Origin of the sequence: Neisseria sp. HMSC073G10, assembly GCF_001812605.1 — a bacterium.
GTDB lineage: Bacteria > Pseudomonadota > Gammaproteobacteria > Burkholderiales > Neisseriaceae > Neisseria > Neisseria subflava_A.
This window is the reverse complement of record NZ_KV809536.1, coordinates 339,721-363,351: the sequence shown is the minus strand read 5'-3', so window position 1 is coordinate 363,351 and position 23,631 is coordinate 339,721. Positions and strand designations below refer to the sequence as shown.

General features: G+C 47.9%; 25 protein-coding genes. 16 read left to right on the top strand and 9 right to left on the bottom strand.

The window, feature by feature from the left end; translation table 11 throughout:
- The first annotated feature begins 23 nt into the window (after positions 1-23).
- The 11 genes from gpM to HMPREF2865_RS09860 all read left to right on the top strand — a co-directional run bounded on the left by gpM (position 24) and on the right by HMPREF2865_RS09860 (position 4,743).
- Entirely contained in the window at positions 24-683 is a 660-nt protein-coding gene (gene gpM / locus HMPREF2865_RS09910; protein ID WP_070646909.1) for a phage terminase small subunit, read from the top strand.
- A gap of 140 nt (positions 684-823) precedes the next feature.
- Entirely contained in the window at positions 824-1,309 is a 486-nt protein-coding gene (locus tag HMPREF2865_RS09905; RefSeq protein ID WP_070646908.1) for a head completion/stabilization protein, read from the top strand.
- Positions 1,309-1,524 carry a tail protein X gene (locus HMPREF2865_RS09900; RefSeq protein WP_063075544.1) on the top strand — a complete coding sequence of 72 codons (216 nt, stop codon included), beginning with the start codon at positions 1,309-1,311 and terminating at the stop codon, positions 1,522-1,524. The genes HMPREF2865_RS09905 and HMPREF2865_RS09900 overlap by 1 nt, the downstream gene beginning before the upstream one ends.
- A 7-nt stretch (positions 1,525-1,531) precedes the next feature.
- Complete coding sequence (locus HMPREF2865_RS09895; RefSeq protein WP_063075543.1) at positions 1,532-1,894, top strand: putative holin; 363 nt, start codon at positions 1,532-1,534, stop codon at positions 1,892-1,894.
- Entirely contained in the window at positions 1,891-2,229 is a 339-nt protein-coding gene (locus tag HMPREF2865_RS09890) for a phage holin family protein (RefSeq protein WP_141752541.1), read from the top strand. Before HMPREF2865_RS09895 ends, HMPREF2865_RS09890 begins: the two co-directional genes overlap by 4 nt.
- Before the next feature lie 26 nt (positions 2,230-2,255).
- Positions 2,256-2,795 carry a TIGR02594 family protein gene (locus HMPREF2865_RS09885; RefSeq protein ID WP_070646907.1) on the top strand — a complete coding sequence of 180 codons (540 nt, stop codon included), beginning with the start codon at positions 2,256-2,258 and terminating at the stop codon, positions 2,793-2,795.
- Positions 2,796-2,808: 13 nt separating this feature from the next.
- Positions 2,809-3,123, top strand: a complete 315-nt coding sequence (locus HMPREF2865_RS09880) for a hypothetical protein (RefSeq protein WP_070646906.1) — start codon at positions 2,809-2,811, stop codon at positions 3,121-3,123.
- Positions 3,124-3,175: 52 nt separating this feature from the next.
- Positions 3,176-3,433 carry an Rz1-like lysis system protein LysC gene (gene lysC / locus HMPREF2865_RS09875; RefSeq protein ID WP_070646905.1) on the top strand — a complete coding sequence of 86 codons (258 nt, stop codon included), beginning with the start codon at positions 3,176-3,178 and terminating at the stop codon, positions 3,431-3,433.
- Entirely contained in the window at positions 3,430-3,648 is a 219-nt protein-coding gene (locus HMPREF2865_RS09870; protein ID WP_070646904.1) for a TraR/DksA C4-type zinc finger protein, read from the top strand. The genes lysC and HMPREF2865_RS09870 overlap by 4 nt, the downstream gene beginning before the upstream one ends.
- A gap of 13 nt (positions 3,649-3,661) precedes the next feature.
- A complete protein-coding gene (locus tag HMPREF2865_RS09865; protein ID WP_070646903.1) occupies positions 3,662-4,075 on the top strand; it encodes a phage tail protein in 414 nt (137 codons plus the stop codon).
- 50 nt (positions 4,076-4,125) lie between these two features.
- Complete coding sequence (locus tag HMPREF2865_RS09860; protein WP_070646902.1) at positions 4,126-4,743, top strand: phage virion morphogenesis family protein; 618 nt, start codon at positions 4,126-4,128, stop codon at positions 4,741-4,743.
- Positions 4,744-5,317: 574 nt separating this feature from the next.
- Here HMPREF2865_RS09860 and HMPREF2865_RS09855 read toward each other — a convergent pair.
- The 5 genes from HMPREF2865_RS09855 to dnaQ form a co-directional block, all read right to left on the bottom strand.
- On the bottom strand, positions 5,318-6,061 hold the full coding sequence (locus HMPREF2865_RS09855) for a thermonuclease family protein (RefSeq protein ID WP_070646901.1): 744 nt from the start codon (positions 6,059-6,061) through the stop codon (positions 5,318-5,320).
- Positions 6,062-6,135: 74 nt separating this feature from the next.
- Positions 6,136-6,807, bottom strand: coding sequence for a ribose-5-phosphate isomerase RpiA (rpiA, locus tag HMPREF2865_RS09850; RefSeq protein WP_070646900.1), 672 nt, complete (start codon positions 6,805-6,807; stop codon positions 6,136-6,138).
- A 43-nt stretch (positions 6,808-6,850) separates the two neighbouring features.
- Positions 6,851-7,330, bottom strand: coding sequence for a 2-C-methyl-D-erythritol 2,4-cyclodiphosphate synthase (ispF, locus tag HMPREF2865_RS09845; RefSeq protein ID WP_070646899.1), 480 nt, complete (start codon positions 7,328-7,330; stop codon positions 6,851-6,853).
- A gap of 32 nt (positions 7,331-7,362) precedes the next feature.
- Positions 7,363-8,049: a 2-C-methyl-D-erythritol 4-phosphate cytidylyltransferase gene (gene ispD / locus HMPREF2865_RS09840; protein ID WP_070608280.1), complete on the bottom strand. Its 687-nt coding sequence runs from the start codon at positions 8,047-8,049 to the stop codon at positions 7,363-7,365.
- Positions 8,046-8,783: a DNA polymerase III subunit epsilon gene (dnaQ, locus tag HMPREF2865_RS09835; RefSeq protein WP_070608279.1), complete on the bottom strand. Its 738-nt coding sequence runs from the start codon at positions 8,781-8,783 to the stop codon at positions 8,046-8,048. Before dnaQ ends, ispD begins: the two co-directional genes overlap by 4 nt.
- 341 nt (positions 8,784-9,124) lie before the next feature.
- Between dnaQ and HMPREF2865_RS09830 the strand changes: the two genes are divergently transcribed.
- The 3 genes from HMPREF2865_RS09830 (at position 9,125) to HMPREF2865_RS09820 (ending at position 12,574) form a co-directional block, all read left to right on the top strand.
- Positions 9,125-9,601, top strand: a complete 477-nt coding sequence (locus HMPREF2865_RS09830) for an NGO0322 family iron-responsive protein (RefSeq protein ID WP_003683363.1) — start codon at positions 9,125-9,127, stop codon at positions 9,599-9,601.
- 143 nt (positions 9,602-9,744) lie between these two features.
- Positions 9,745-10,428 carry a 16S rRNA pseudouridine(516) synthase gene (locus HMPREF2865_RS09825; RefSeq protein ID WP_070608278.1) on the top strand — a complete coding sequence of 228 codons (684 nt, stop codon included), beginning with the start codon at positions 9,745-9,747 and terminating at the stop codon, positions 10,426-10,428.
- A 781-nt stretch (positions 10,429-11,209) separates the two neighbouring features.
- Positions 11,210-12,574 (top strand): sodium-dependent transporter, encoded by a 1,365-nt coding sequence (locus HMPREF2865_RS09820; protein ID WP_070460808.1) that lies wholly within the window; start codon positions 11,210-11,212, stop codon positions 12,572-12,574.
- 60 nt (positions 12,575-12,634) lie between these two features.
- Here HMPREF2865_RS09820 and dld read toward each other — a convergent pair whose 3' ends face one another.
- The 4 genes from dld to HMPREF2865_RS12400 form a co-directional block, all read right to left on the bottom strand.
- A complete protein-coding gene (dld, locus tag HMPREF2865_RS09815; protein WP_070460810.1) occupies positions 12,635-14,326 on the bottom strand; it encodes a D-lactate dehydrogenase in 1,692 nt (563 codons plus the stop codon).
- A 163-nt stretch (positions 14,327-14,489) separates the two neighbouring features.
- A complete protein-coding gene (gene pnp, locus HMPREF2865_RS09810) occupies positions 14,490-16,610 on the bottom strand; it encodes a polyribonucleotide nucleotidyltransferase (RefSeq protein ID WP_003683274.1) in 2,121 nt (706 codons plus the stop codon).
- A gap of 237 nt (positions 16,611-16,847) precedes the next feature.
- Positions 16,848-17,711 (bottom strand): phosphoribosylaminoimidazolesuccinocarboxamide synthase, encoded by an 864-nt coding sequence (locus HMPREF2865_RS09805; protein WP_070585448.1) that lies wholly within the window; start codon positions 17,709-17,711, stop codon positions 16,848-16,850.
- Between the two features lie 163 nt (positions 17,712-17,874).
- Complete coding sequence (locus HMPREF2865_RS12400) at positions 17,875-19,308, bottom strand: calcium-binding protein (protein ID WP_283120658.1); 1,434 nt, start codon at positions 19,306-19,308, stop codon at positions 17,875-17,877.
- Positions 19,309-19,753: 445 nt separating this feature from the next.
- Between HMPREF2865_RS12400 and rfbD the strand changes: the two genes are divergently transcribed.
- Both rfbD and uvrA read left to right on the top strand, forming a co-directional pair.
- Positions 19,754-20,617 (top strand): dTDP-4-dehydrorhamnose reductase, encoded by an 864-nt coding sequence (gene rfbD / locus HMPREF2865_RS09795; RefSeq protein ID WP_070646898.1) that lies wholly within the window; start codon positions 19,754-19,756, stop codon positions 20,615-20,617.
- Between the two features lie 151 nt (positions 20,618-20,768).
- Entirely contained in the window at positions 20,769-23,621 is a 2,853-nt protein-coding gene (gene uvrA, locus HMPREF2865_RS09790) for an excinuclease ABC subunit UvrA (RefSeq protein ID WP_070646897.1), read from the top strand.
- The last annotated feature ends 10 nt before the right edge of the window (positions 23,622-23,631 follow it).

Genomic DNA, 23,631 nt, shown 5'->3' with positions numbered 1-23,631 from the left:
GACGGCCTGATGAAAGGGATCCAATGACTCCAGCCCAGGCACACAAACAACAGATTTTAGCAGAGAAGGCAGCAAAAAACGGCGAAGACATCCATGTCGCCGAACCCTACCGCCGACTGTTGGCAAGCCTTAACACCGATCGCGCCTTCCTACACCAAATTAAATCCGTATCCGACAAAATCCAAGCCAAAAAAGGAATGGTAGAAAAATATCTTCCATGGCTGGAAGACGTCTATCTCTCCGGTTCGGCCGCTGAAACCGATCCAGTCTTCACTACCGCCCTGCTTTGGTTGATTGACATTGGCGAGCTTGACCAAGCCGTGCCATACATCCTATTTGCCATCGAGCATGACATGAAAGTCAAAGATGACTACCGTCGTGACCTGCCCGACCTCTTAATTGAAGAGCTGGCTGAACAGTATGGATACGGTGCTGACTTGAGTAAAGCCAACCATACTGATCTGCTCACACTCATCAGCACCGTCAACCCAGACACGAGTATGCATACCTTAAATCTGACAGACATCATCCGTGCCAAGTTCTACAAAGCCTCTGGAGAACGTGCGGAAGAAGCCGAAGACCTCGAAAGTGCGGCGAGTTACTACGAAAACGCACTGAAGTATTCTGAAAAGATCGGTGTCAAATCCCGCCTTGCAGCCATCAAAAAACAGCTTAAAGGCTGACCTAGCTCCCCTCGCCGGGCGCAAGCCTGCGGCAAGTCCTCCAGAAATATCATGGACGGCCTTAGCATGCAAAGCCTCTGCGCCTCCTTTCCAAAGCCCGCCTAAATATCGGGCGGGCTTCTTCCGTAAGGAAATGAATCATGACTATTGTTTTCGCCGACACCCCCGATCAAGGGCGGCAAGCATTAGACCAATCCGAAGTTCGCAGCATTCCTTTTTTCCCAATCATCGACCTTCCCAACTTTCGCGAAGTAATGAGGATTGAAGCAAACATTTCAAGCAGCCGTGTTTACCATGCCGTCCTCGAAGCCGTCGCACACGTCAACGGCCAGCTTAAGAAATACCGCATTGCCGCCGTACAGGTTGGCAGGGGCACTCTTGCCGAAACAGGCGATTCAGACGATGTCATTAATGGCGAATCGGTTAAAACCATCCATTACCGCCGCGCTGTCTATTGCTATGCAAAATCACTGCTGCTGGAAAAATACGCAGATACAGAACCCTCGGGAAAAGCGGGCGAGCGTGCCGAAATGAAACAACATCAAGCTGAAGACTTCCGCCGTGAAGCACACTATGCCACCGCGGCAGTCATGGGCGAGCGCCGCTGCGATTCGGAATTAATTTGATGGAATACACGACCCGTGAAGGCGATACCGTCGCCAATATCGCTTGGAACCATTACGGGACGTCTGCAGGCTACACCGAACAAATCCTGACTGCTCCTGAAAATTACGGCTTATCGAAATATCCTGCCCTCCTACCTGCCGGTTTGACTATCCGACTGCCTCAAGCCAACCACGAAGAAGCACAACAAAAATCCACCCTGAATCTATGGGACTGAAAACGTCATGACCCAAGACAAAACCACCACTGCTGTAAACGCCGCCGTAATTATCATCGGCAGCTACCACGTCCACGCCTCCGTAGCCTTCGGCGCACTCATAGGCGCATCGCTGTTCGTATTAAGCCAAAAGGCAGAGCGCCCGATTAATAAGGCATGGCTTTTTGCTGTGTCTTTCATCGGCGGCATTTTCGGTTACGACGGCGCAGAAGGCCTAATCAACTGGCTGCTGCCGGGTGAAACACTGACCATCAATAGCTTTACCGCCGCTGCCATTTTTTCTGCCGGACTGGTTTTAGGTTTACAGCGTGTCATGCGCCTGATTGAAAAAGGCCGTCTGAAAACCCTGGAAGAGGAAAAAGAATCATGAATACAGTCCAATCTGCTGCCGTCATTGCCCTGTCCCTGACCGCGGCCGTTCGTATCATCCTTTTTGACACCCGCGGGAAAACACATAAGCCGTTAAGTGCGGCAATCGCCTATTTATCTATCGTATGGTTTTGCAGTCTCGCCCTGGCCGCTGCCTTTTCCATTAAATCACTAACTATATGGTTGCTTATCTTCGGACTGGCCCTGCACACGGGCGCAGTGCTATGGAGTGGCGGCAATATCAGCAAAATCCACCCGAAGAAAACACGCCCAAGCACAGAAAATCAAGGTTTTTTGAACCGCGCGTCAAAAAAAATACCGCAAGAAAATATTTAAACACACGAATAAAAAAGGAAGAAAGCATGACTGAATTGCCCTGGATGGCGGAAGCCCGCCAACACGTCGGACTGAAAGAAATCGTCGGCGCGAAACATAACCCGATTATCCAATCTTGGCTCAAAGAAATGGGAAACTTTCCCAATGCGGCAAAAGCATGGTATGCGGACGATGAGACACCATGGTGCGGCCTATTTGTCGGTTACTGCCTCGGTAAAAGCGGCCGCAGCGTTATCAAAGATTGGTATCGCGCCAAGGCATGGGCAGAGGCTGGTCTGACTAAGCTGGCTAAACCCGCCTATGGCTGTATCGCCGTGAAATCCCGCAAAGGTGGCGGCCATGTGTTTTTCGTCGGCGGCAAAAACACTAAAGGGCAAATTATGGGATGGGGCGGTAATCAGGGCAATGCCGTATCAATCGTACCGTTTAATGCATCCGATATTGACGGGTACTACTGGCCGTCTAAATTGGTTGATGGTAAGCCGGTTAAATCGTACCCATCCGTAGAGCGTTATAACCTGCCCATCGTTACCGGCACTGCGGCAGCAGGCGTGAGCGAAGCCTAGAAAGGGAGATGATATGAAAACAGCTATTGTTGTTGCCGTATCTTATATCCTGACCGTCGCCGTCCTCGGATATAGCTTGATGCACATGCGCAAAAACAATAAGGCACTGACACAAACAGTCGCCGCGCAGGAAGATGCCATCAAATCAAAAGACGCAACAATCAAGATTTATAAAGCCCGCGCCCAAAGCTTGCAGGCGCAGGTAGACCAAATGATGAAGGTACAGGCTGAAAAAAACAGCCAAGTCGAAGCAGCACTGGCTAAGCATCATGAATGGTCGTCTGAAAAACTGCCCGAAGATGTAGCCCAAACCATCAATAAAAAATAACAGCGGGGCGCATGATCGCGCCCTTTTAAACATCAAACCATGAAAGATAAAAATGAAACGTCTCTCCGTTCTCGTTGCCGCCGTTGCCCTTGCTGCCTGCGCCCATAATCCGCCGGTATCCGTACAGGCTGCCGAGTCATGCCCGCCGGTGCCGAAATGTGAAGCATACCCTCCTGAAGAGATTGCAACCAATGCGGACATGGTTCGCGCATTGATTGCCTATCGCTCGGCTTTTGAGCAGTGCCGCCTCTATCGGGACGCTTTGTCAGCCTGCCTAAAAGGGGACGAAGAAGGAAAAACGACACCATGACTGACATCATCGACCAAGCCTGCGACTTAGAGCAAAAAATGCGCAAATACTGGTTATTACGCCACAAAGAACAAGAATCGGCCGCGCCATCCGCCCAAGAGTGCGAAGAGTGCGGCGAAATCATCCCCGAAGCCCGCCGAGAAGCCGTGCCGGGGTGCCGTTTATGTATAGACTGCCAGCTCGAAGAAGAGCAACGGTGGAAATTCAAAAGATAAGAGGCCGTCTAAAATGGAAAAGCCCAAAAGCCTGCGTCTTGCCATCCAGGAAACACTGCCGGAGTTTAAAGCGGCACCTGACCGTCTCCGTATGACGGTTTTGTCTGGACAGATTATTCCGAAACGCAATACATTGAGTTACGAAGCGAAGTACACGCTTAATATTTTTGTTCAGGAGTTCCATCGCGATCCTGCGTATCTCTTTTTGATCGTGAACAAGTGGCTGCAAGAAAATCAGCCGGATATTTTGTGTCCGGGCGCAGACGCATCATCAAGAGCCTTTGTTTTCGAGGCAGAGCCGATAGAGTCAGATGTCTGGGATGTAATGATCGAATTAAAATTGACAGAAACAGTCATTGCAGGTTTGGATGAAAACGGCTTAGTCTCCTACAAAACAAAATCCGAGCCGCCGCGCCCCGTTTTTTAAACAGATAAAGGACGCATAATGCGTCCTTTGCTTCAAGTGCAAGAGGAAATATGGAAGAACTGGAAGCACTCGTTGCCCAAATCGAACATTTAGCGCTAAAGATTCAACCGTCTGCCCGTGCCAAACTTATGCGCAATATCGCGACGGAGCTACGCCGCCGCAACCAAAACCGCATTAAAGCCAATATCGAGCCTGACGGAAATCCTATGGTCAAACGCAAACGCCAAGGTGACCGTTTTGCTTTCCGAAACCTACGGGATGGAGAGGAACTACACCGCCGCCCGTTTCGTTTTTTTGGAGAACTATACGGAGATAGAGATATGGACCCTATTGCATATAGTCGTACAGAAAACGGAAATGAATTGGTACGGTTCGAGGGCGACCGCGAGCTGTACGGATTTCGGCGCGAATATTTGTACCTGAAAACGCCGACAATATCCCGTATGGTAATGTTTCGCCGTATCGGAGCCGCCCGTTGGTTGCGTCAAAAAGCAGACGAGAATCATGCAAAAATCGGATGGTTTGGCGGTAAAGTCGCACAAATTGCAACAGAACACGAAGACGGTAGCACGGCAAAAAACCTGCCATCCCGCCTGCTATTGGGCTTACCGAAAGAAGACTTGGAGTACATTACAGACCAAATACTAAACGCCATAAAAATGGAGTAAAAAAGGCCGTCTGATTTATTCGGACGGCTTTATTATTATATTTTACAAGTAGCGCATAAATCAGCATAAAAATGTTAAATCTTGCATAAAAACGCATAAAAAACCAATGTTCGAAAATCGCCGAAAACCCTATGAAATATAAGGATTGCAGTAGGAGTCGCCGCTGCATAAAAAAACGCACCCCCACAGGCTCCGAGCGAGGGAGCGGGGGCGCGCGCCACCTGCTGTCAGTGTAGAACAGAGAGACCTTCCTAAATTCAGTAAGGCTGGTTTAATCCATACCGTGGGCAATAAGATTTTATATGTTACCTTATGTGTTACTTATACTTTTCAAAAAAATAATCATCAATAAATCATATAGGTATGATTAAATTTAAATCCCTTCCTCTCTGCCAGATACTAAAGACACCAGCTAACGGTGTCTTTTTTCATATCCGCCCTTCTTAAAAATATTACACCACACTTTTATTTCTATTACCCTCTAATCAGAAACCTGCCACTCATTCTTATCTTATACTAAACCTTAATGATTAAAGGCCGTCTGAAAGTTTTCAGATGGCCTCTTTCTTAAAATCTACCAAATCCCGAACCATTGTTTATCAGACTGCTTTTTATCACCGTTCTGCTGCTCATGATTTTGACGGCGAAATTGCCAAGGTACTTGCGGATTGTCTTTTTTCCATAAACCTTTACGTTTTTCCTTGGCTTGTTTTTGTGCGGCCGAATAGTCGGTGTAAGCGGTTTTACTTTGTTGTTTTTTGGCATAACTTTCATAATGCCATGCGGCGCCATCCCGTATTTGCATCAAATTCAAGTCAATCGTGCCGACTGATACTTGGGCGACTTCGCGCTGGTAACGGTCGGCTTCAAACACGCGAACTTTGGCTTTTTTATTCAATGCGGCATCAATCAGATTGTCTCGTGATTGCGTACCATAGGCCTGATTGATTTCCGGTGCATCAATATAGGCCATACGGATTTTGTGTTTCCGGCCGTCGCTATCGATAATATGCACGGTATCGCCATCATGGATTTTGATGATTTTTCCGTTGTATGTGTAAGTTTGTCGCGATGACTTTTGTTTTTGTTTCTGTTCTTGCTTGGGTTCAGCTTCGGTTTTGGTGTCAGATGTGGCTTTGACGACATTTTCTCCCAGCCATTCATTGACCTTTTCCAAACCGATATTGTCGCCTTGTGCCAATGTTGCAGCAACGCTTACCCCGGTACGAATCAACTCAGTATCGCGTGAGCTGTAACCAAGTGCGCCCAAAACGGATAAAATAACGGGCAACCATTTTATAATTTTACTGATTTGCATATTTTGCCAAATTGAAGGCCGTCTGAAAGACCTGATGCACTTTCAGACGGCCTTTTAAGATTGATTAATCTTCATTAATCCTGACAAGGCAGGATGACTTTTGCGCCTTCTGCCGTACCCAAAACCAACACATCGGCGGCATCGCGGGCAAAAATACCGTTTTCGAGTACGCCGGTGATTTTATTGATTTCATCTTCCATTTTCAGGGCTTGGTCGATATTGAGGCCGTAAACATCAACGATTTGATTGCCATAGAAAGTAGTATAGCCGACACGCAACTCAGGCTGTCCGCCCATCGCAAGCAGTTTGCGCGACACCAGCGAACGGGCATTTTCAACCACTTCTACCGGCAATGGAAATTTGCCCAAACGGGAAACATATTTGCTTTCATCGGCGATACAGACAAATTTATCGGATGCGCTGGCCACGATTTTTTCGTTCAAATGCGCACCGCCGCCGCCTTTAATCATTTGCAGTGCGTGGTTGACTTCGTCTGCGCCGTCAATATAAACTGCCAAACCCATCACTTCATTCAGTGAAACTTCTGGAATCTCGTATTTTGCCAAAAGCTCGCTGGATTTTTTAGAAGTAGACACGGCACCCTTGATTTTCTTACCGCTTTTACCCAAAGCTTCGATAAAAAAGTTGATGGTAGAGCCGGTACCGATACCGATGTATTCGTTTTCAGGAACAAATTCCACCGCTTTTTCGGCGGCAATACGTTTGAGTTCGTCTTGAGTTGCCATGTTGTCAGTCTTTCAGTTTGAATAATAAAGTAATTTTAAGCTCTTAGGCTTTAATCAGCAATACTGCCGCTTGCGCTTCAATGGCTTCCATACGTCCCAGATAGCCAAGTTTTTCGTTGGTTTTACCCTTGATGTTCACGCAGCTTTCAGGCAAACCCAAATCTGCGGCAATATTGGCGCGCATTGCCGGAATATGCGGCGCAAGTTTTGGCTTTTGCGCAATCACGGTCGTATCGACATTAACCACCTTCCAACCCAATGCCTGCACGCTTTGATAAGCCTCACGCAACAGTACACGGCTGTCGGCATCTTTGAATTCGGCAGCGGTATCAGGAAAATGGCTGCCGATATCGCCCAAACCGGCCGCACCCAACAGGGCATCGGTAATCGCATGCAAAAGCGCATCGGCATCTGAATGACCCAGCAATCCTTTTTCAAACGGAATGTTGACGCCGCCGAGTATCAAATCTCGACCTTCGACCAACTGATGGACATCGTAGCCCTGTCCGACACGGATATTCATGTTTGTTTCCTTAAATAATGGGTTTTGATTGTTCAGACGGCCTTGAGCAACAATCTGACAATGTATTCGTCTTGCGGCAGTGTCAATTTCAAATTGCGCGTATCGCCCTGCACCAAGCGCGGCCGGATACCCAGTTTTTCAACTGCTGATGCTTCATCCGTAATTTCACTTAAATCATCAACCGATAAAGCACGGTGTAACAAGGCCGTCTGAAAAAGCTGCGGCGTTTGCGCCTGCCATAATCCTGCGCGCGCAACGGTTTCATCAATATGATGACTGCCGTCTGAGCGCTTGAGCGTATCAGCCACCGGTATGGCCAAAATACCGCCTTCATCATTCTCACTCGCCTCATCAAGCAAACGTGTTAACGCTTCAGCAGGCAGGCAACAGCGCGCGGCATCATGAACCAAAATGTTATCTTGCGCCTCGACCAAACCTTGCTCCAATAAAACGGACACGCCATTGCGTACCGTTTCGGCACGACTTGCTCCGCCCACTCGAAAGACGCGTACTTTCTCAGACAGGGCCGTCTGAAAAACCAAATCTTCCGGCGAAAGAATAACAGCAATTAAATCTATGCGGGGGTGTTGCTCAAAAATTTCTATGGTATGTTGCAATACGGTTTTACCATTGATTTCAACATATTGTTTAGGTTTTCCTGCACCAAATCGCGCACCGATACCGGCAGCAGGAATCAAAGCGATATTGCGGCGCATCATGCTGACGCTCCGGCATTGACCTCATCAGGCGTTTCGGCCTTGCGCCATACACACGCTTCGCCCAAATCGTCCAAATATTTTTCATGTGTCGCCAACTCGTCCGCATTGGCTTTGATGACTTTCAACTGCGACGTATGTTTGGTTTCCGCAATAACGGTTTGTTTGACTTCGCCCTCTTCTTCCGCCTCGCCACCCATCAGGTCGAACTGCTGACGCGTCATGGCAAGATAGACTTCACCCAAAAGCTCGCAGTCGATTAGCGCGCCGTGCAAGACCCGTTTGCTGCGGTCAACGGAAAAGCGGTTACATAACGCATCCAAGCTTGCCTTTTGCCCCGGAAACATTTCACGCGCCATAGCCAGCGTGTCGGTGACTTTACAACCCAGTTCCTCAATAGAAGGCTGTCCCATGCGGCGGAATTCCATATTCAGGAAGCCGACGTCAAACTTAGCATTATGGATAATCAGCTCTGCGCCACGTATAAAGTCGGCAATCTGTTTACCTACTTGAGCAAACGGCGGTGCATTCTTCGCTTCCAATACTTCAATCGTCAGACCATGCACCTTCGCCGCTTCCTCCGGCATATCGCGCTCGGGGTGGACATATAAATGAAGGTTGGAGTCGGTCATTTGGCGGTTGATCATTTCCAAGCCGGCAAATTCGACCAGACGGTCGCCGTTTTCAGGATAAAGACCCGTGGTTTCCGTATCGAGGATAATCTGACGTTGGCTCATGGTTGGTAGTTTCTGCAATTATCAAAACGCCTTGAATCATACTGAAGGCCGTCTGAAATGTATAGTCAGCAAAACTTTAGCTGCTTTTGAAATACCCTTTTATAGCTAGATCTTTTCAGATGACCTTTATTCTTTTTTCATCCAATGGCCATCTATTACTCCAATTTTGAGTAGAAAGCCCAATTTCTAAAAAATTTTTTAAATTTAATTTCTTTAATAATTAATACTTTACTTATAAATTAAATAATAGGAACAATTATCATTTGCAAATTTAGAAAATCGCCGTATAATACAACCCATCGAAACAAAACAACCGCACAACAGAATGAAAGGAGAAGAAAATGCCCGAAAGTATTTTTAAGCAAGTCTCCCTTGACATTCTGAGACTGCACCAACAAGCCATCCGCTCTTTAATCGCCACCAAATGTTGCGATGAGTGCGAAGTACACGACGCAGTATTCATTACTTTAGATGGCCGATATTATGTTTGGCTCCCTTGTATGGGCAAATCGCCCCAATCAGAAACCGGCATCCTGCTGATTGAAGATGAAGACGGCAATACACGCTTGAGCTGGGTTGCCGGTACACGCGAAGTCAAGCAAAAAGACAGTCTGTACAACCGCGTTGTGTCCGCCCTGCAAAGAAAAATGCAGCGCACGAAAAACAAGTTTATCCAGTCGGCAAACGCCCGATTGCTTGAACTTACGCCTCAGCAAGGCCGTCTGACGACAAATAGCAAAGATTTCTCGCTTTCACCACATGACTTGATGAAAGCACTTTATCCGGCAACACATCAAATAGGAGAATTTGCCCTGTAACAGTTTTTGGTAGTGGTTTGTGTTCCTTTTGCGCCCCTTAAAATTTTAAAGGGGCGATTTTTTTTGCCCCTACTTTTCAGACGGCCTAAACATCGGTTTTCCAGTACAATAAAGGCCGTCTGAACATTTCCTACTTTTCAACCATGCAACTGCTCAAATACATCCAATCACAAGGCCTCGGCAGCCGCAAGCAATGCCAATGGCTGATAGACAATGACTGCATTGCCATCAACGGCGAAATCCATAATCGTGCCAAAGACGATATCGATCCGTCTCAAGTGTACACCCTGTCTGTTGACGGCGAAGAAATTGCCGCCGTCCCCATGCCATATTTTTATATCCTGCTTCATAAGCCTGCAGATTACGAGACTTCGCACAAACCCCAGCAATATCCAAGCATCTTCAGCCTGTTTCCCGACCACATGCGCAATATCGATATGCAGGCAGTCGGTCGCTTGGATGCAGACACAACCGGCATTATTCTTATTACCAACGACGGGCAATTTAACCACCGAGTTACCTCGCCCAAACACAAAGTTCCGAAGCTCTACCGCGTCACTTTGAAACATCCTGCCGACGATACCCTTTGCACTACGCTGAAAAACGGCGTCCTCCTACATGACGATAATGAAACCGTCGCCGCGGCCGAAGCAGTATTGGCCGACCCAACCACATTGATGATGACCATTACAGAGGGTAAATACCATCAGGTCAAACGCATGGTTGCAGCCGCAGGCAACCGTGTCGAGCAGCTCCATCGTGAGAAATTCGGCGACTGGAATGTCGATGATTTGGCCGCAGGAGAATGGAAATTTATCCAAATCTAAAAAAATTCCAAATTTTTTCGATAAATTTTTAAACAATATAGATTTTTTATATATTTAAAATCAAACATCTAAACCTTATTATTTTTATTTAACAGAATTTAACACTGTAAAGACTGAACTATTGTATAATTCGCCTGTCTGAGTAACACTTGCTTCGAAAGAAGTGAGTAAGTGAGTAAGACGTTTTCCCCGTAATGTGTTTGGCCATCTATACTTTCCCCTTAGTATAGATGGTTTTTTTTATCTAAAATTTGGTAACCAAACGAATGTACTTTCAGACGGTCTTTCTCATCTAAAGAAGCCATCATTACTCAACCTCATCTCCCACTCATTACCTTGCCATTCCTCCTTTTCTCTTTCTCGTCTCTTCCGCATCAATCTGTACCGTTCCAATTTCAGACAAATCGTTTTATAGAAAGAAAAACCATCGGCGACTATCCAAGCTAAGGTTACAGGATGTTATTAGACAACCTCAGAGAAATACCATCTTTGTTGCCGACATATTTGAAAGCACACCTTAGTGCTATCCAATCTCCTCACAACAACCCTTTCCCATATCCCACCTTTCAGACGGCCTTTATCGTTAGGGCTCTTTCAATCATTCGTATCGCTTCAGACAAATTCTCTGTTTGCAGGTTTCAATACCAAGCAAACCAGAGAAACCCACTAAAAATTCTTCATTACATGGTTTTTTTAACTAATTTTCTTTTCCGACTTTAGTCAAGATTCGTTAAATCTTTGCGGTAAAATGTTGTCTTTATTTTTATGCATCTGAGTATTTATGTCTTCCAATCAACCCCGTCAAACCTGGTCCAACCGTTTGACTTACATCCTTACCGTTGCCGGCGCGACTGTCGGCTTTGGTGCAACTTGGCGTTTCCCGTATTTGGTCGGTGAAAACGGCGGCGGCGCGTATGTGTTTCTGTTCTGTATCGCCATGCTGGTCATCGGTATTCCAATGATTTTGGTCGAAAACGTCATCGGTCGCCGTAAAGGCGTGAACGCGCTGGATGCGTTTGGCGGCACAATGAATGGCAAACCCGTTGCCAAAGTTTGGAAATTGGTCGGTTGGATGGGACTACTCGGCGCATTCGGCATCATGGCCTATTACATGGTGCTCGGCGGCTGGGTTATCAGCTACATCATCAATATCATCGGCGGTAATTTGGATATTTCCAGCCCTGTTTCCGGAGAAGTCACCAAAAGTTTCTTTACCGAACACATTGAAAACAGCCCTTGGGAAATTGCCTTTTACACCTTCCTATTTGTGGTCGTAAACCAATGGATCTTGGTCAAAGGCGTGATCGGCGGTATTGAAAAAGCGGCAAAATACCTGATGCCTTTGCTGTTTTTATTCCTGATTGCCATGGTCGTGCGCAACGTTACCCTACCGGGCGCAATGGAAGGCATTACCTTCTATCTGAAACCTGACTTCAGCAAAATTACCGCCGAACTGTTCGTCTTCGTTTTAGGACAAGTATTCTTCGCCTTGAGCTTGGGTTTCGGCGTGATGATTACGTTATCCAGCTATCTGGATAAAAACGAAAATCTGGTTCAGACGGCAGTGATTACCGCGATTACCAATACTTTGATTGCCGTGTTGGCCGGCTTTATGATTTTCCCATCCCTCTTCAGCTTTGGCGTTGCCCCTAACTCCGGCCCGACGCTGGTGTTCCAAAGCCTGCCGATCGTGTTCTCCAATATGTGGGCAGGCCCTGTATTTGCAGTGATTTTCTTCTCACTGCTTCTGATTGCCGCGCTGACCACTTCTCTGACCATTTATGAAGTGTTGATTACGACCATTCAGGAGAAAACCAAAATCCGCCGCGCAGCGGCTATTACCATCGTACTGACAGGTATTTTTATCTTCGGCAATATCCCTTCCATCTTGAGCTACGGCCCATGGAAAGATATTTCCGTGTTTGGTAAAAATATTTTTGATGCCTTTGACTACATCAGCGGCAACATCTTGTTTATGCTGACCGCGCTCGGCTCCGCGCTGTTTGTCGGTTTCGTGATGAAGGACGAAGCGAAGGATGAATTACTTTATAAAGGCAACCATACGACGGTCAATATTTGGTTTGCCTATGTGAAATATCTCGTTCCATTGGTCATTCTGCTGATTTTCATCAGCAACCTGTTCTGATAAGCAAACATATAAAAAGGCCGTCTGAAATGTTCAGACGGCCTTTGTTTTGACTATGCTTTATTCAGCCCAGTTTTTCTTCTTACTGGTTTTACCGATACCTGGATTGAAGCTGTTGGTCGGGTCAAGTTTTTTATAGAACTGTTTCAGCTCGAGCTTGGCTTCATACAGATGACCGACATTGTGTTCGGCAGGATATTGCGCGCCACGTTGGTCAAGCAAGTGGAGCATTTCATGTTCCAAGGCCATGCAGTCGTTGCCTTTTTTAATGATGTAGTCCTGATGGAACACATGACACATAAAATGTCCGTAATACAATTTATGGATGATTTTATTGTCAATTTCCGGCGGCAGTGTTTCAAACCAATCACGATCATCACGGCGCAAGGCGATATCGAGTGCAACCAAATCCTCTACTTCATCATCATGTACAGAACGGTAACGGATCGCGGCAGAAGCCACAGCAAAGCGATGCAGCATGGCCGCCTGCGTTTCTTCGGCATTACATTCGAAGAATGCCCCGCCATGGGTTGCAAAATATTCCTTCAAGAAAGCACGCGCCTCTTCTACGCCCTCGCCACCCATTTTTAAAATCAGGTGATGTTCATATTTATCCCGATAGTTGCGCATAGACTTCGGCAAGTGATCGGGCAAAATCTTACTGATCAGTTGCATGAATTTATCAGAGAAGTGTTTTGGTAAGAAACTTATCTTTTTGCTGAATCTATCCACACGGGCTTTCAGATCAAACAGTTTCGGAAGTTGGTGGGTACCGAACGTCTTGATGATATAAAAAGTATCTTTACCATAAACGGCAGCAATATCAAAAGCATGACGATGGATATACTCACCGGAAATAGGCAGGTTTTTAAACTCGCTCAAAGCGGCACGACGAATATCGGTCAGCTCATTAATATCATTGGTGCCGATATAGAAGACGGCAGTCTGTTTTTCTTGCGGGAACGTATCCAAGCGTACGGCAAACACCATCAGCTTGCCCGCGCAACCTGATGCTTCGTAGTGACGCGCAGGGTCGGCATTAAAACGGGCGGCAGTCGGTTCATTCACTTGGCGGACATGATCGCAGTACGCATGGTCATGCCCTTTGCCGGCATCTTGCGCAATGTCTTTTCGCTGATAATGGAAACCTTGCAAGTTGGTCAAAATTTCTTCAGGGGTTTCGCCCAAATCAATGCCCAAATGGTTGACCAGCTCCAGTTTGCCCTCTTCGTTGATTTGCGCAAACAGGGCCATTTCCGTATAAGCCGGGCCACGCTGTACCAGTGCGCCACCCGAGTTATTACATACGCCACCCAATACAGATGCGCCGATACAGGACGAACCGATCACTGAGTGCGGCTCACGGCCTAAAGGTTTCAGCAGCAGCTCCAATTGATTCAAGGTAGAACCGGGCAGGCAGACAACCTGTTCGTTATTGTTGATCGGCTGAATGATGTTCAGACGCATGGTATTCACAATCACGATATCGCGGTCGTAATCATTGCCGTCAGGAGTCGAGCCGCCAGTCAAACCGGTATTGGCGGCCTGCGTAATCACGATAACATCAGCCTCAACACACGCCTGCAAGATTTGCCACATTTCCAAAACCGTACCCGGACGGACAACAGCTAGCGCCTTGCCCTCGCCAAAACGGTAGCCTTGACGGTATTGTTCAGTTTTTGCCGGGTCTGTGATGATATATTTTTCGCCGACGGTTTGCGTCAGCCGACTGATTAATTGTGTAGCATTCATTGCATACTCCTTGAGAAATGAATATATTTATTAAATTACAAATATTGTAGTAATCCCTTTTATCAAAGTAAAGGCAAACTCATTTTTAAATTCATCATTCAAATAAACAAAAGGCCGTCTGAAATTTTCAGACGGCCTTTTGTTTCAAGCTTGCACAATCAAATTATTCAGCTGCTTTCTCTTCGCGAGCAGGAGCTTCTAGCAAAGCTTTGATAGACAGACGTACGCGGCCGCGGTCGTCCACTTCCAATGCTTTCACATTCACAACCTGACCTACTTGCAGGTAGTCGCTGACATTGCGTACGCGCTCGTGGGCGATTTGGCTGATGTGTACCAAACCGTCTTTGCCCGGCATCACGCTGACAATCGCACCAACGTTGTTGTCGAGGATTTTAACCACAGTACCTTCGTACACTTTGCCCACTTCCACTTCGGCAGTGATTTCTTCGATACGTTTTTTCGCTGCATCGCCTGCTTCTTGAGTAGTCGCAGCGATAGTGATGGTACCGTCTTCAGCGATGTTGATTTCAGTACCGGTTTCAGCAGTAATCGAACGAATAGTTTCACCGCCTTTACCAATCACATCACGGATTTTGTCTTGGTTGATTTTCATGGTGAACAAGCGTGGCGCGTGTGCAGACAGTTCTTGCGGGCCTGCAACAGCGGCTTTCATCTGATCCAAGATGTGCAAACGTGCTTCTTTGGCTTGAGCCAAAGCGATTTGCATGATTTCTTTGGTAATACCTTGGATTTTGATGTCCATTTGCAGTGCGGTCACACCTTCGGTTGTACCGGCTACTTTAAAGTCCATATCGCCCAAGTGGTCTTCGTCACCCAAGATGTCGGTCAGGACGGCAAATTTGTTGTTGTCCAAAATCAGACCCATGGCGATACCGGCAACGTGTGCTTTCAAAGGCACACCGGCAGACAACAGGCTCAGGCAGCCGCCGCAGACGGAAGCCATAGAGGAAGAGCCATTGGATTCGGTAATTTCAGAAACCACGCGCATGGTGTAGCTGAAATCTTCAGGTTCCGGCAATACGGCCAACAATGCACGTTTAGCCAAGCGGCCGTGACCGATTTCACGACGTTTTGGCGCACCTACGCGACCCACTTCACCGGTAGAGTATGGTGGAAAGTTGTAGTGCAGCATGAAGCGGTCGGTGTATTCGCCGGACAGTGCATCAATGATCTGCTCGTCGCGTGAAGTGCCCAAAGTTGCAACCGCCAAAGCTTGGGTTTCGCCACGGGTAAACAGTGCAGAACCGTGAGTGCGCGGCAATACGCCGGTTTGAATGTTCAACGGACGAACAGTGCGGGTGTCGCGACCGTCGATACGCGGTTGGCCGTCCAAAATTTGGCTGCGGACAACATCGGCTTCCAAGTGTTTGAAAATGCCTTTGATTTCGTTGGCTGCCAAAGTGTCGGTTTCTTCGGTAATCAACGCTTCTTTTACAGCATTCCAAGCTTCGTCCAATTTGGCAGAACGCGCTTGTTTTTGACGGATTTTGAACGCTTCTTTAATGGTTTCGCCGGCAATTTCGCGTACTTTTGCAACCAATTCTTCATTGGTTTCAGGTGCTTTCCAATCCCAAACTTCCGGATTAACTTCGTCGGCAAACTCATTGATGGCATTAATGGCCACTTGCATTTGATCATGACCGTAAACAACCGCACCCAGCATCACTTCTTCAGACAAGATGTCGGCTTCGGATTCCACCATCAACACGGCTTTAGAAGTACCGGCAACAACCAAGTCCAATTGTGATTTAGCCAATTCGGCTTTAGTCGGATTCAAAACGTACACGCCGTTTACATAACCTACGCGTGCCGCGCCAATCGGACCGGCAAACGGTACGCCGCTCAACACCAGCGCGGCAGATGCACCCAACATTGCAGGAATGTCAGAATCAATTTCAGGGTCAACAGACACCACCATCGCTACGATTTGGATGTCGTGATAGAAACCTTCAGGGAACAAAGGACGAATCGGACGGTCGATCAGACGGCTGGTCAGGATTTCTTTTTCGCTTTGTTTGCCTTCGCGTTTGAAGAAACCGCCGGGGATTTTCCCTGCTGCGTAAGTACGCTCAAGGTAATCGACAGTCAGAGGGAAGAAGTCTTGGCCTTCTTTTACTTCTTTGTTGGTAGTAACGGCAACCAAAACAACGGTATCACCCATGGATACTTTAACGGCAGCTGCGGCTTGGCGAGCGATTTCGCCGGTTTCCAAAGTAACGGTTTGATTACCGTATTGGAAGGTCTTAACGTGTTTATTGAACATTGTTGTTCCTTTCAAAATACCGCACTGCTAAAACACTAATAATGCACACTAAAATCCGAATGTGCATAGTTAGGGTTTCAGACCGTGCGGCAGGTTATAAACAAGCTTTCAGACGGCCTTTAAAGGCACTGAAAACAACTCTCGATTATAAAGGCAACTATCCTTAAAATCCAGTATTTATACAATAAAAAGGCCGTCTGAAACATATCTCTTTCAGACGGCCTTCAAACTTAAAAATCAATCCTGAGTCAGCAAAGTCAATGCTTCCTGATATTTTTCAACTGTTTTTTGAATCACATCGGCAGGCACTGTAGGCGCAGGCGCTTTTTTGTTCCAACCGCTTTGCTCCAACCAGTCGCGGACAAATTGTTTGTCAAAAGACGGCGGATTGGTGCCGACTTTGTATTGGTCTGCAGGCCAAAAACGACTGGAGTCAGGCGTTAATACTTCGTCCATCAAAGTCAGCGTACCTTCTTCATCCAAACCAAATTCAAACTTGGTATCGCAAATGATAATACCGCGGGATTTCGCATATTCGGCCGCTTCTGTATAAAGCTGAATTGCTTTGGCGCGCACTTCCGCCGCCAATTCTTTTCCGATAATGCGTTCGCATTCTCCAAAGCTGATGTTTTCATCATGATCACCGACTGCGGCTTTGGTCGATGGCGTAAAGATCACTTCAGGCAGTTGTTGCGCTTCCTGCATACCTTCAGGCAGTTGAATACCGCAAACAGAGCCTGTCTTTTGATAATCTTTCCAACCGCTACCTGCCAGATAACCGCGCACAATGGCCTCCACTTTCACCGGAGTGAGTTTTTTAGCCACGACGGCGCGTTTTTCTAAAACTTTGGCTTCGTTTTCTGGCAAAACATCGTAAACCGTATGGCCGGTAAAATGGTTAGGCATGATATGAGCCAGTTTTTTAAACCAAAAATTGGAAATCTGCGTCAGGATCTCCCCTTTACCCGGAATCGGGTCATCCAAAATCACATCGAATGCAGACAGGCGGTCGGAAGCAACCATCAACATACGTTTATCGTCAATTTCGTACAAATCGCGTACTTTGCCAGAGTAGATTTTTTTCAAGCTGATTTCAGACATTTCGGGTATCTCTTAGGTAGACAGAAGAATACGGTATTTTAGCCCAATTTGGAATTTTTCGTCAGATTGTTTACAAAATAAAGGCCGTCTGAAACCTTATATTTTGGTTTCAGACGGCCTTATTCATTGATTTCAGAGAAGAATCCTGAAAATCACCATCCTATCAGATTACAGAAACTTGAGTCTGATCTTGGATGTGGTTTACAGCAGACAGAGAGTAGTAGTCGCCGTGGCCGGTTACTTGGTAAGTGCTACCGTCAGCAAACTTGAAGTTTTCAACTTTGTGATTGTTACCGGTGAACCAGTCGTCGATGGTGATGCTATCGTTAGTACCAACGGAAACAGTCAGGTTAGCACCAGATTTGCTCAGCAATACGTCGGAAGCTGCAACGCCTTTACCGAACAACAGGGTGTCATTACCGCTTTCCTCACGGATAGTGTCGTGACCATAACCTTTGTCGAAGAAGTAAGTGTCGTTACCGGTACCGCCGATCAGGATGTCGTTGCCGACACCACCGTCGAGGTAGTCGTTACCATCTTTGCCAACCAGACAGTCGTCACCGGCCAAACCGTACAGATGGTTGTTGCCGCCGTTACCTTCGATGTTGTTGTTCAAAGAGTTACCGGTACCGTTCAGGTTTTGCATACCTTGCAAGAACAGGTTTTCAACGTGATCGGTCAAGGTGTAGTCAATAACGGTACGAACAGTATCGATACCGGCTTGTGCATTGCCGTACTCGATAACTTGGTCGTTGGCATTGTCAACGAAGTAAACGTCGTTACCGTCGCCACCGCGCATGATGTCAGCACCGGAACCACCGTTCAGGTAGTCGTTACCGGCACCACCTTGCAGGTAGTCTTTACCCTCTTCACCGTACAGAGAGTCACCGTCAGCATCACCGTAAATGGTGTCGTTACCAGCACCGGCGTAGATTACGTCTGTGCCGTTGCCACCGTAGATGATGTCTTCGCAAGCAGTACCATAAATGGTATCTTTAGCATCAGTACCGCGGATAACGTTACCGTCTTTGCAGTCTTCAGCTCGAATGACATTACCTGGGTTTTTGTCTTCCTGACCGTATGAGTTGTTTTGGTTATGGTCGTCAACACAGTCTTTGCAGTCTGGCTCAGGTTTCGGTTCTGGTTTAGGCTCAGGTTTTGGCTCTGGCTTAGGTTCTGGTTTAGGCTCAGGTTTTGGTTGAGGTTTTGGTTCTGGTTGCGGTTCTGGTTGTGGCTCAGGTTTAGGCTCAGGTTTAGGCTCAGGTTTTGGTTGAGGTTTAGGCTGAGGTCGTGGTTTTGGTTGTGGTTTCGGTGGTGTCGGTTTGATTGGATCACAGTTGTAAGGTGGGCAAACCGGAACACATTTGTAAACGGTGGTTTTTGCTGGTGGGCAGAAAGCCGCAATAGCAGAAACCAAACCAGTTACCGCATTAACTACTGACACGCCGACGCTGGCAATGCTAGCGATACTGCTGATAGAAACAGAAGTTTTCGCTGCAGGAGCGCAGTAGTAAGATGAGAAGGAAGCCTTAGGCGCAGGAGCGCAGTAAGAACTAACCAGGGGTCTAGCATAATACCCCCCGTAACAGTATGCCATAATAATTACTCCCAAAATAGTTAATAAAGATATTGAGCTGACGGAACGAGCAAATTCCGCCCTTGCTCAATTATTATTTTAGTAATATTTTTCAAAATATTTACTCAAAAATATCAAACGGTAGAATTTGCCGATAAAAGGACGGAGTTTCGCCTTTTTTTAAATCCCATTATCCTAGAAACAATAAAAACATTAACATTGATTCACAATCTCTCAAAAAGCATAGATCCTTTATCTATCTTGTTAAAAGCTGAATTTTAACTATAGTTATAGTAAACAAACATAATACCGATAAGTAGTTATTATTATGGATAGATAATATCGACAATTTACCCCAATACAGCCGCATCCGCATTTTGTTCTACGCTAATAATGTGAATTTGTCGTATTTACACTATAATGACACGAACACCTATTTAACAGCTATCAGAGGAGATACTCAACCATGCGTACTTTATTGACCGGAGCCAAAGGCCAGCTTGCCCGTTGTCTGCGCGACCGCCTGCCCGAAGATTGGGAACTGATTGCTACCGACTCTACTTCGCTGGACATTACTGATACCGAAGCCGTGCATCACATGATCAAAAACTTCCAACCAGATGCCATCGTTAATGCCGCAGCTTACACTGCCGTCGATAAAGCAGAAGAAAATGCAGAGGCTGCTTTTGCCGTCAACGCAACCGCTGTTCACAACCTAGCCGCAGCTGCCCGCGCCACACACGCCCGCTTTATCCATATTTCCACTGATTATGTATTCGACGGCGAAGGCAAACGCCCTTACCGCGAAACCGACTACACCAATCCGCGCAGCACTTACGGTCAATCCAAAGTAGCAGGCGAGCTTTTGGCTTTAGCCGCACATCCGGAAAGTACAATCGTCCGTACTTCGTGGCTGTTTAGCGAATACGGCAGCAATTTCGTTAAAACCATGTTGCGCCTTGCTAAAGAGCGTGATTCCCTCTCCATTGTCCACGACCAAACCGGTTGCCCGACTTATGCAGGCGACTTAGCTCATGCCATCATCAGTTTATTGCAACAGTCCACTTCCCCACGCGGTATCTTCCATTACTGTGGCAACAAATCGGCAACATGGTACGAATTTACCAAAGCCATCTTTCAGACGGCCCACCAATTAGACGACAGCTTCCGCATTCCGGAACTGAACGCGATTACTACCGATCAATACCCCCTGCCCGCTCCGCGTCCTGCATACAGCATTATGGATTGCTCACGCCTAGAGACCGAATTCGGTATCAAACCGTCCGACTGGCAAAAAGCCCTGCGCGAAATTCTCCGCAAAATCAACTGATAAGTTGATTCATCTGTATCAAAGGCCGTCTGAAAACATATTTTCAGACGGCCTCTTTGTTTCTTTTATATCAAATGCTTTATCTATCCAGTCTGTCATTTGAAAAGTGCTACAATAGCCGTTTATTTTATTTTTCAGACGGCCTGACAATATGTGCAACCATCATCCCAAACATTCACACGATAATGACACCATCCGCATCCGCGGCGCGCGTACACATAATTTGAAAAATGTCGATTTGGACATTCCGCGTCACAAGCTCGTGGTGGTAACAGGATTGTCAGGCAGCGGCAAATCGTCGCTGGCGTTTGATACGCTGTATGCCGAAGGGCAACGCCGTTATGTTGAGAGCCTTTCCGCCTATGCCCGTCAATTTTTGCAGATGATGGACAAACCCGATGTCGATTTGATTGAAGGCCTGTCGCCCGCGATTTCCATCGAGCAGAAATCCACCAGCCACAATCCGCGCTCCACCGTCGGTACGGTAACGGAAATCCACGACTACCTACGTCTTTTGTACGCACGCGTCGGTACGCCGTATTGCCCCGAACACAACCTGCCGCTATCCAGTCAAACCGTATCGCAGATGGTCGATGCCGTATTGAAACTGCCGGAAGACACGCGCGTGATGATTCTGGCGCCGGCGGTACGCGAGCGTAAGGGCGAGTTTGTCGATTTCTTTGCCGACTTGCAGGCGCAGGGTTTTGCGCGTGTACGCGTGGATGGCGAGGTCTATCAGCTTGACGAAGTACCGAAGCTGGAAAAAAACATCAAACACAACATCGACGTCGTCATCGACCGCGTGAAAGTAAAAGCCGACATTAAACAACGGCTGGCGGAAAGTTTTGAAACCGCCCTGCGCCACGGCAACGAGCGCGCGCTGGCAATGGAAATGGACAGCAGCGAAGAACATTGGTTCTCCGCGCGTTTCGCCTGCCCCGTATGTTCATACAGCCTGCCCGAATTAGAGCCGCGCCTCTTTTCGTTCAACAACCCGATGGGCTCTTGCCCAACTTGCGATGGCTTGGGCAACACCAATTTCTTCGACCCCGAAAAAGTGGTCGCCCATCCTGAATTATCCTTAGCCGCAGGCGCGATTGACGGCTGGGATAAGCGCAACCAATTCTATTTCCAAATGATTCAATCGTTAGCACGCCATTATGAGTTTGATGCGGATGCAGCATGGGAAACACTGCCTGAAAAAGTCAAAAAAGTTGTCTTGCACGGTTCTGGCAAAGAAGTCATCGACTTCACCTACCTGTCCGAACGCGGCACCACCTTCAACCGCAGTCATGCCTTTGAAGGCATCATCCCCAATCTCGAACGCCGCTACCGCGAAACCGACAGCGAAACCGTGCGCGAAAAACTGCGCGAATACCAAAACCACCGCGCCTGCCCGAGCTGCGGCGGCGCACGTTTGCGCAAAGAAGCACGCTACGTTTACGTCAGCGGCGAACCCTTGCACGAAATCTCCGCTTGGCCGCTGACCAAAACCCACCAATTCTTTGAAACGCTGGATTTGGACGGCAACAAAAAACAAATCGCCGAAAAAATCCTCAAAGAAATCATTGAGCGACTCGGCTTCTTGATTAACGTCGGGCTGGATTACCTGAATTTAAGCCGCTCCGCCGAAACCCTCTCCGGCGGCGAAGCCCAACGCATCCGCCTTGCCAGCCAAATCGGCAGCGGCCTGACCGGCGTGATGTACGTTTTGGACGAACCCTCCATCGGCCTGCACCAGCGCGACAACGACCGCCTGCTCGCCACCCTCAAACGCCTGCGCGACTTGGGCAACAGCGTGATTGTGGTCGAACACGACGAAGACGCCATCCGCGAAGCAGATTTCGTCGTCGATATGGGCCCCGGCGCAGGCGAACACGGCGGCAACGTACTGATTGCCGACACACCCGAAAACGTCGCCAAATGCGAAAAATCTGTTACCGGACAATACCTCAGCGGCAAAAAATCCATTGCCGTGCCGTCTGAACGCACACCCGTCAATCCCGACCGAATGCTCATCCTCAAAGGCGCGCGCGGCAACAACCTCAAAAACGTCACCCTCAAACTGCCGCTCGGTTTGATTACCTGCATCACCGGCGTATCCGGCAGCGGCAAGTCCACCCTGATTAACGACACCCTCGCCAAAATTACCGCCCGCGAACTCAACCGCGCCCAAGAAGAACCCGCCCCATACGACGACATCCACGGCCTCGAACACCTCGACAAAGTCATCAACGTCGACCAATCCCCCATCGGCCGCACCCCGCGCTCCAACCCCGCCACCTACACCGGCCTGTTCACCCCCATCCGCGAACTCTTCGCCGGCGTACCCCTCTCGCGCGAACGCGGCTACAACGTCGGCCGATTCTCCTTCAACGTCAAAGGCGGCCGCTGCGAAGCCTGCCAAGGCGACGGCGTGATTAAAGTCGAAATGCACTTCCTGCCCGACGTGTACGTCCCCTGCGAAGTCTGCCACGGCAAACGCTACAACCGCGAAACGCTCGAAATCCAATACAAAGGCAAAAACATCAGCCAAGTCCTCGACATGACCGTCGAAGAAGCCCGCGAATTTTTCGATGCCGTCCCCACTGTGTCGCGCAAACTGCAAACCCTCATGGACGTAGGCCTCGGCTACATCCGTCTCGGCCAATCCGCCACCACCCTCTCCGGCGGCGAAGCCCAACGCGTCAAACTTGCCTTAGAACTCTCCAAACGCGACACCGGCAGAACACTCTACATCCTCGACGAACCCACCACCGGCCTGCACTTCGCCGACATCGCCCTGCTACTGGAAGTCATAGGCCGTCTGAAAGGCAAAGGCAACTCGATAGTGATTATCGAGCATAATCTGGACGTGATTAAAACTGCGGATTGGATTGTGGATTTAGGACCGGAAGGCGGAGATGGAGGGGGGAGGATTATTGCTAAAGGTAGCCCAGAGCAGGTGGCGAAGGTTAAGGGGAGTTATACTGGGAAGTATTTGAAAGTAGCGTTGAATAAGTAAGGATGCTCAA

Bases quoted from the DNA above. Each gene is read 5' to 3' on its own strand.
- gpM (WP_070646909.1), top strand. From the start codon at position 24: ATGACTCCAGCCCAGGCACACAAACAACAGATTTTAGCAGAGAAGGCA.
- HMPREF2865_RS09905 (WP_070646908.1), top strand. From the start codon at position 824: ATGACTATTGTTTTCGCCGACACCCCCGATCAAGGGCGGCAAGCATTA.
- HMPREF2865_RS09900 (WP_063075544.1), top strand. From the start codon at position 1,309: ATGGAATACACGACCCGTGAAGGCGATACCGTCGCCAATATCGCTTGG.
- HMPREF2865_RS09895 (WP_063075543.1), top strand. From the start codon at position 1,532: ATGACCCAAGACAAAACCACCACTGCTGTAAACGCCGCCGTAATTATC.
- HMPREF2865_RS09890 (WP_141752541.1), top strand. From the start codon at position 1,891: ATGAATACAGTCCAATCTGCTGCCGTCATTGCCCTGTCCCTGACCGCG.
- HMPREF2865_RS09885 (WP_070646907.1), top strand. From the start codon at position 2,256: ATGACTGAATTGCCCTGGATGGCGGAAGCCCGCCAACACGTCGGACTG.
- HMPREF2865_RS09880 (WP_070646906.1), top strand. From the start codon at position 2,809: ATGAAAACAGCTATTGTTGTTGCCGTATCTTATATCCTGACCGTCGCC.
- lysC (WP_070646905.1), top strand. From the start codon at position 3,176: ATGAAACGTCTCTCCGTTCTCGTTGCCGCCGTTGCCCTTGCTGCCTGC.
- HMPREF2865_RS09870 (WP_070646904.1), top strand. From the start codon at position 3,430: ATGACTGACATCATCGACCAAGCCTGCGACTTAGAGCAAAAAATGCGC.
- HMPREF2865_RS09865 (WP_070646903.1), top strand. From the start codon at position 3,662: ATGGAAAAGCCCAAAAGCCTGCGTCTTGCCATCCAGGAAACACTGCCG.
- HMPREF2865_RS09860 (WP_070646902.1), top strand. From the start codon at position 4,126: ATGGAAGAACTGGAAGCACTCGTTGCCCAAATCGAACATTTAGCGCTA.
- HMPREF2865_RS09855 (WP_070646901.1), bottom strand. From the start codon at position 6,061: ATGCAAATCAGTAAAATTATAAAATGGTTGCCCGTTATTTTATCCGTT.
- rpiA (WP_070646900.1), bottom strand. From the start codon at position 6,807: ATGGCAACTCAAGACGAACTCAAACGTATTGCCGCCGAAAAAGCGGTG.
- ispF (WP_070646899.1), bottom strand. From the start codon at position 7,330: ATGAATATCCGTGTCGGACAGGGCTACGATGTCCATCAGTTGGTCGAA.
- ispD (WP_070608280.1), bottom strand. From the start codon at position 8,049: ATGATGCGCCGCAATATCGCTTTGATTCCTGCTGCCGGTATCGGTGCG.
- dnaQ (WP_070608279.1), bottom strand. From the start codon at position 8,783: ATGAGCCAACGTCAGATTATCCTCGATACGGAAACCACGGGTCTTTAT.
- HMPREF2865_RS09830 (WP_003683363.1), top strand. From the start codon at position 9,125: ATGCCCGAAAGTATTTTTAAGCAAGTCTCCCTTGACATTCTGAGACTG.
- HMPREF2865_RS09825 (WP_070608278.1), top strand. From the start codon at position 9,745: ATGCAACTGCTCAAATACATCCAATCACAAGGCCTCGGCAGCCGCAAG.
- HMPREF2865_RS09820 (WP_070460808.1), top strand. From the start codon at position 11,210: ATGTCTTCCAATCAACCCCGTCAAACCTGGTCCAACCGTTTGACTTAC.
- dld (WP_070460810.1), bottom strand. From the start codon at position 14,326: ATGAATGCTACACAATTAATCAGTCGGCTGACGCAAACCGTCGGCGAA.
- pnp (WP_003683274.1), bottom strand. From the start codon at position 16,610: ATGTTCAATAAACACGTTAAGACCTTCCAATACGGTAATCAAACCGTT.
- HMPREF2865_RS09805 (WP_070585448.1), bottom strand. From the start codon at position 17,711: ATGTCTGAAATCAGCTTGAAAAAAATCTACTCTGGCAAAGTACGCGAT.
- HMPREF2865_RS12400 (WP_283120658.1), bottom strand. From the start codon at position 19,308: ATGGCATACTGTTACGGGGGGTATTATGCTAGACCCCTGGTTAGTTCT.
- rfbD (WP_070646898.1), top strand. From the start codon at position 19,754: ATGCGTACTTTATTGACCGGAGCCAAAGGCCAGCTTGCCCGTTGTCTG.
- uvrA (WP_070646897.1), top strand. From the start codon at position 20,769: ATGTGCAACCATCATCCCAAACATTCACACGATAATGACACCATCCGC.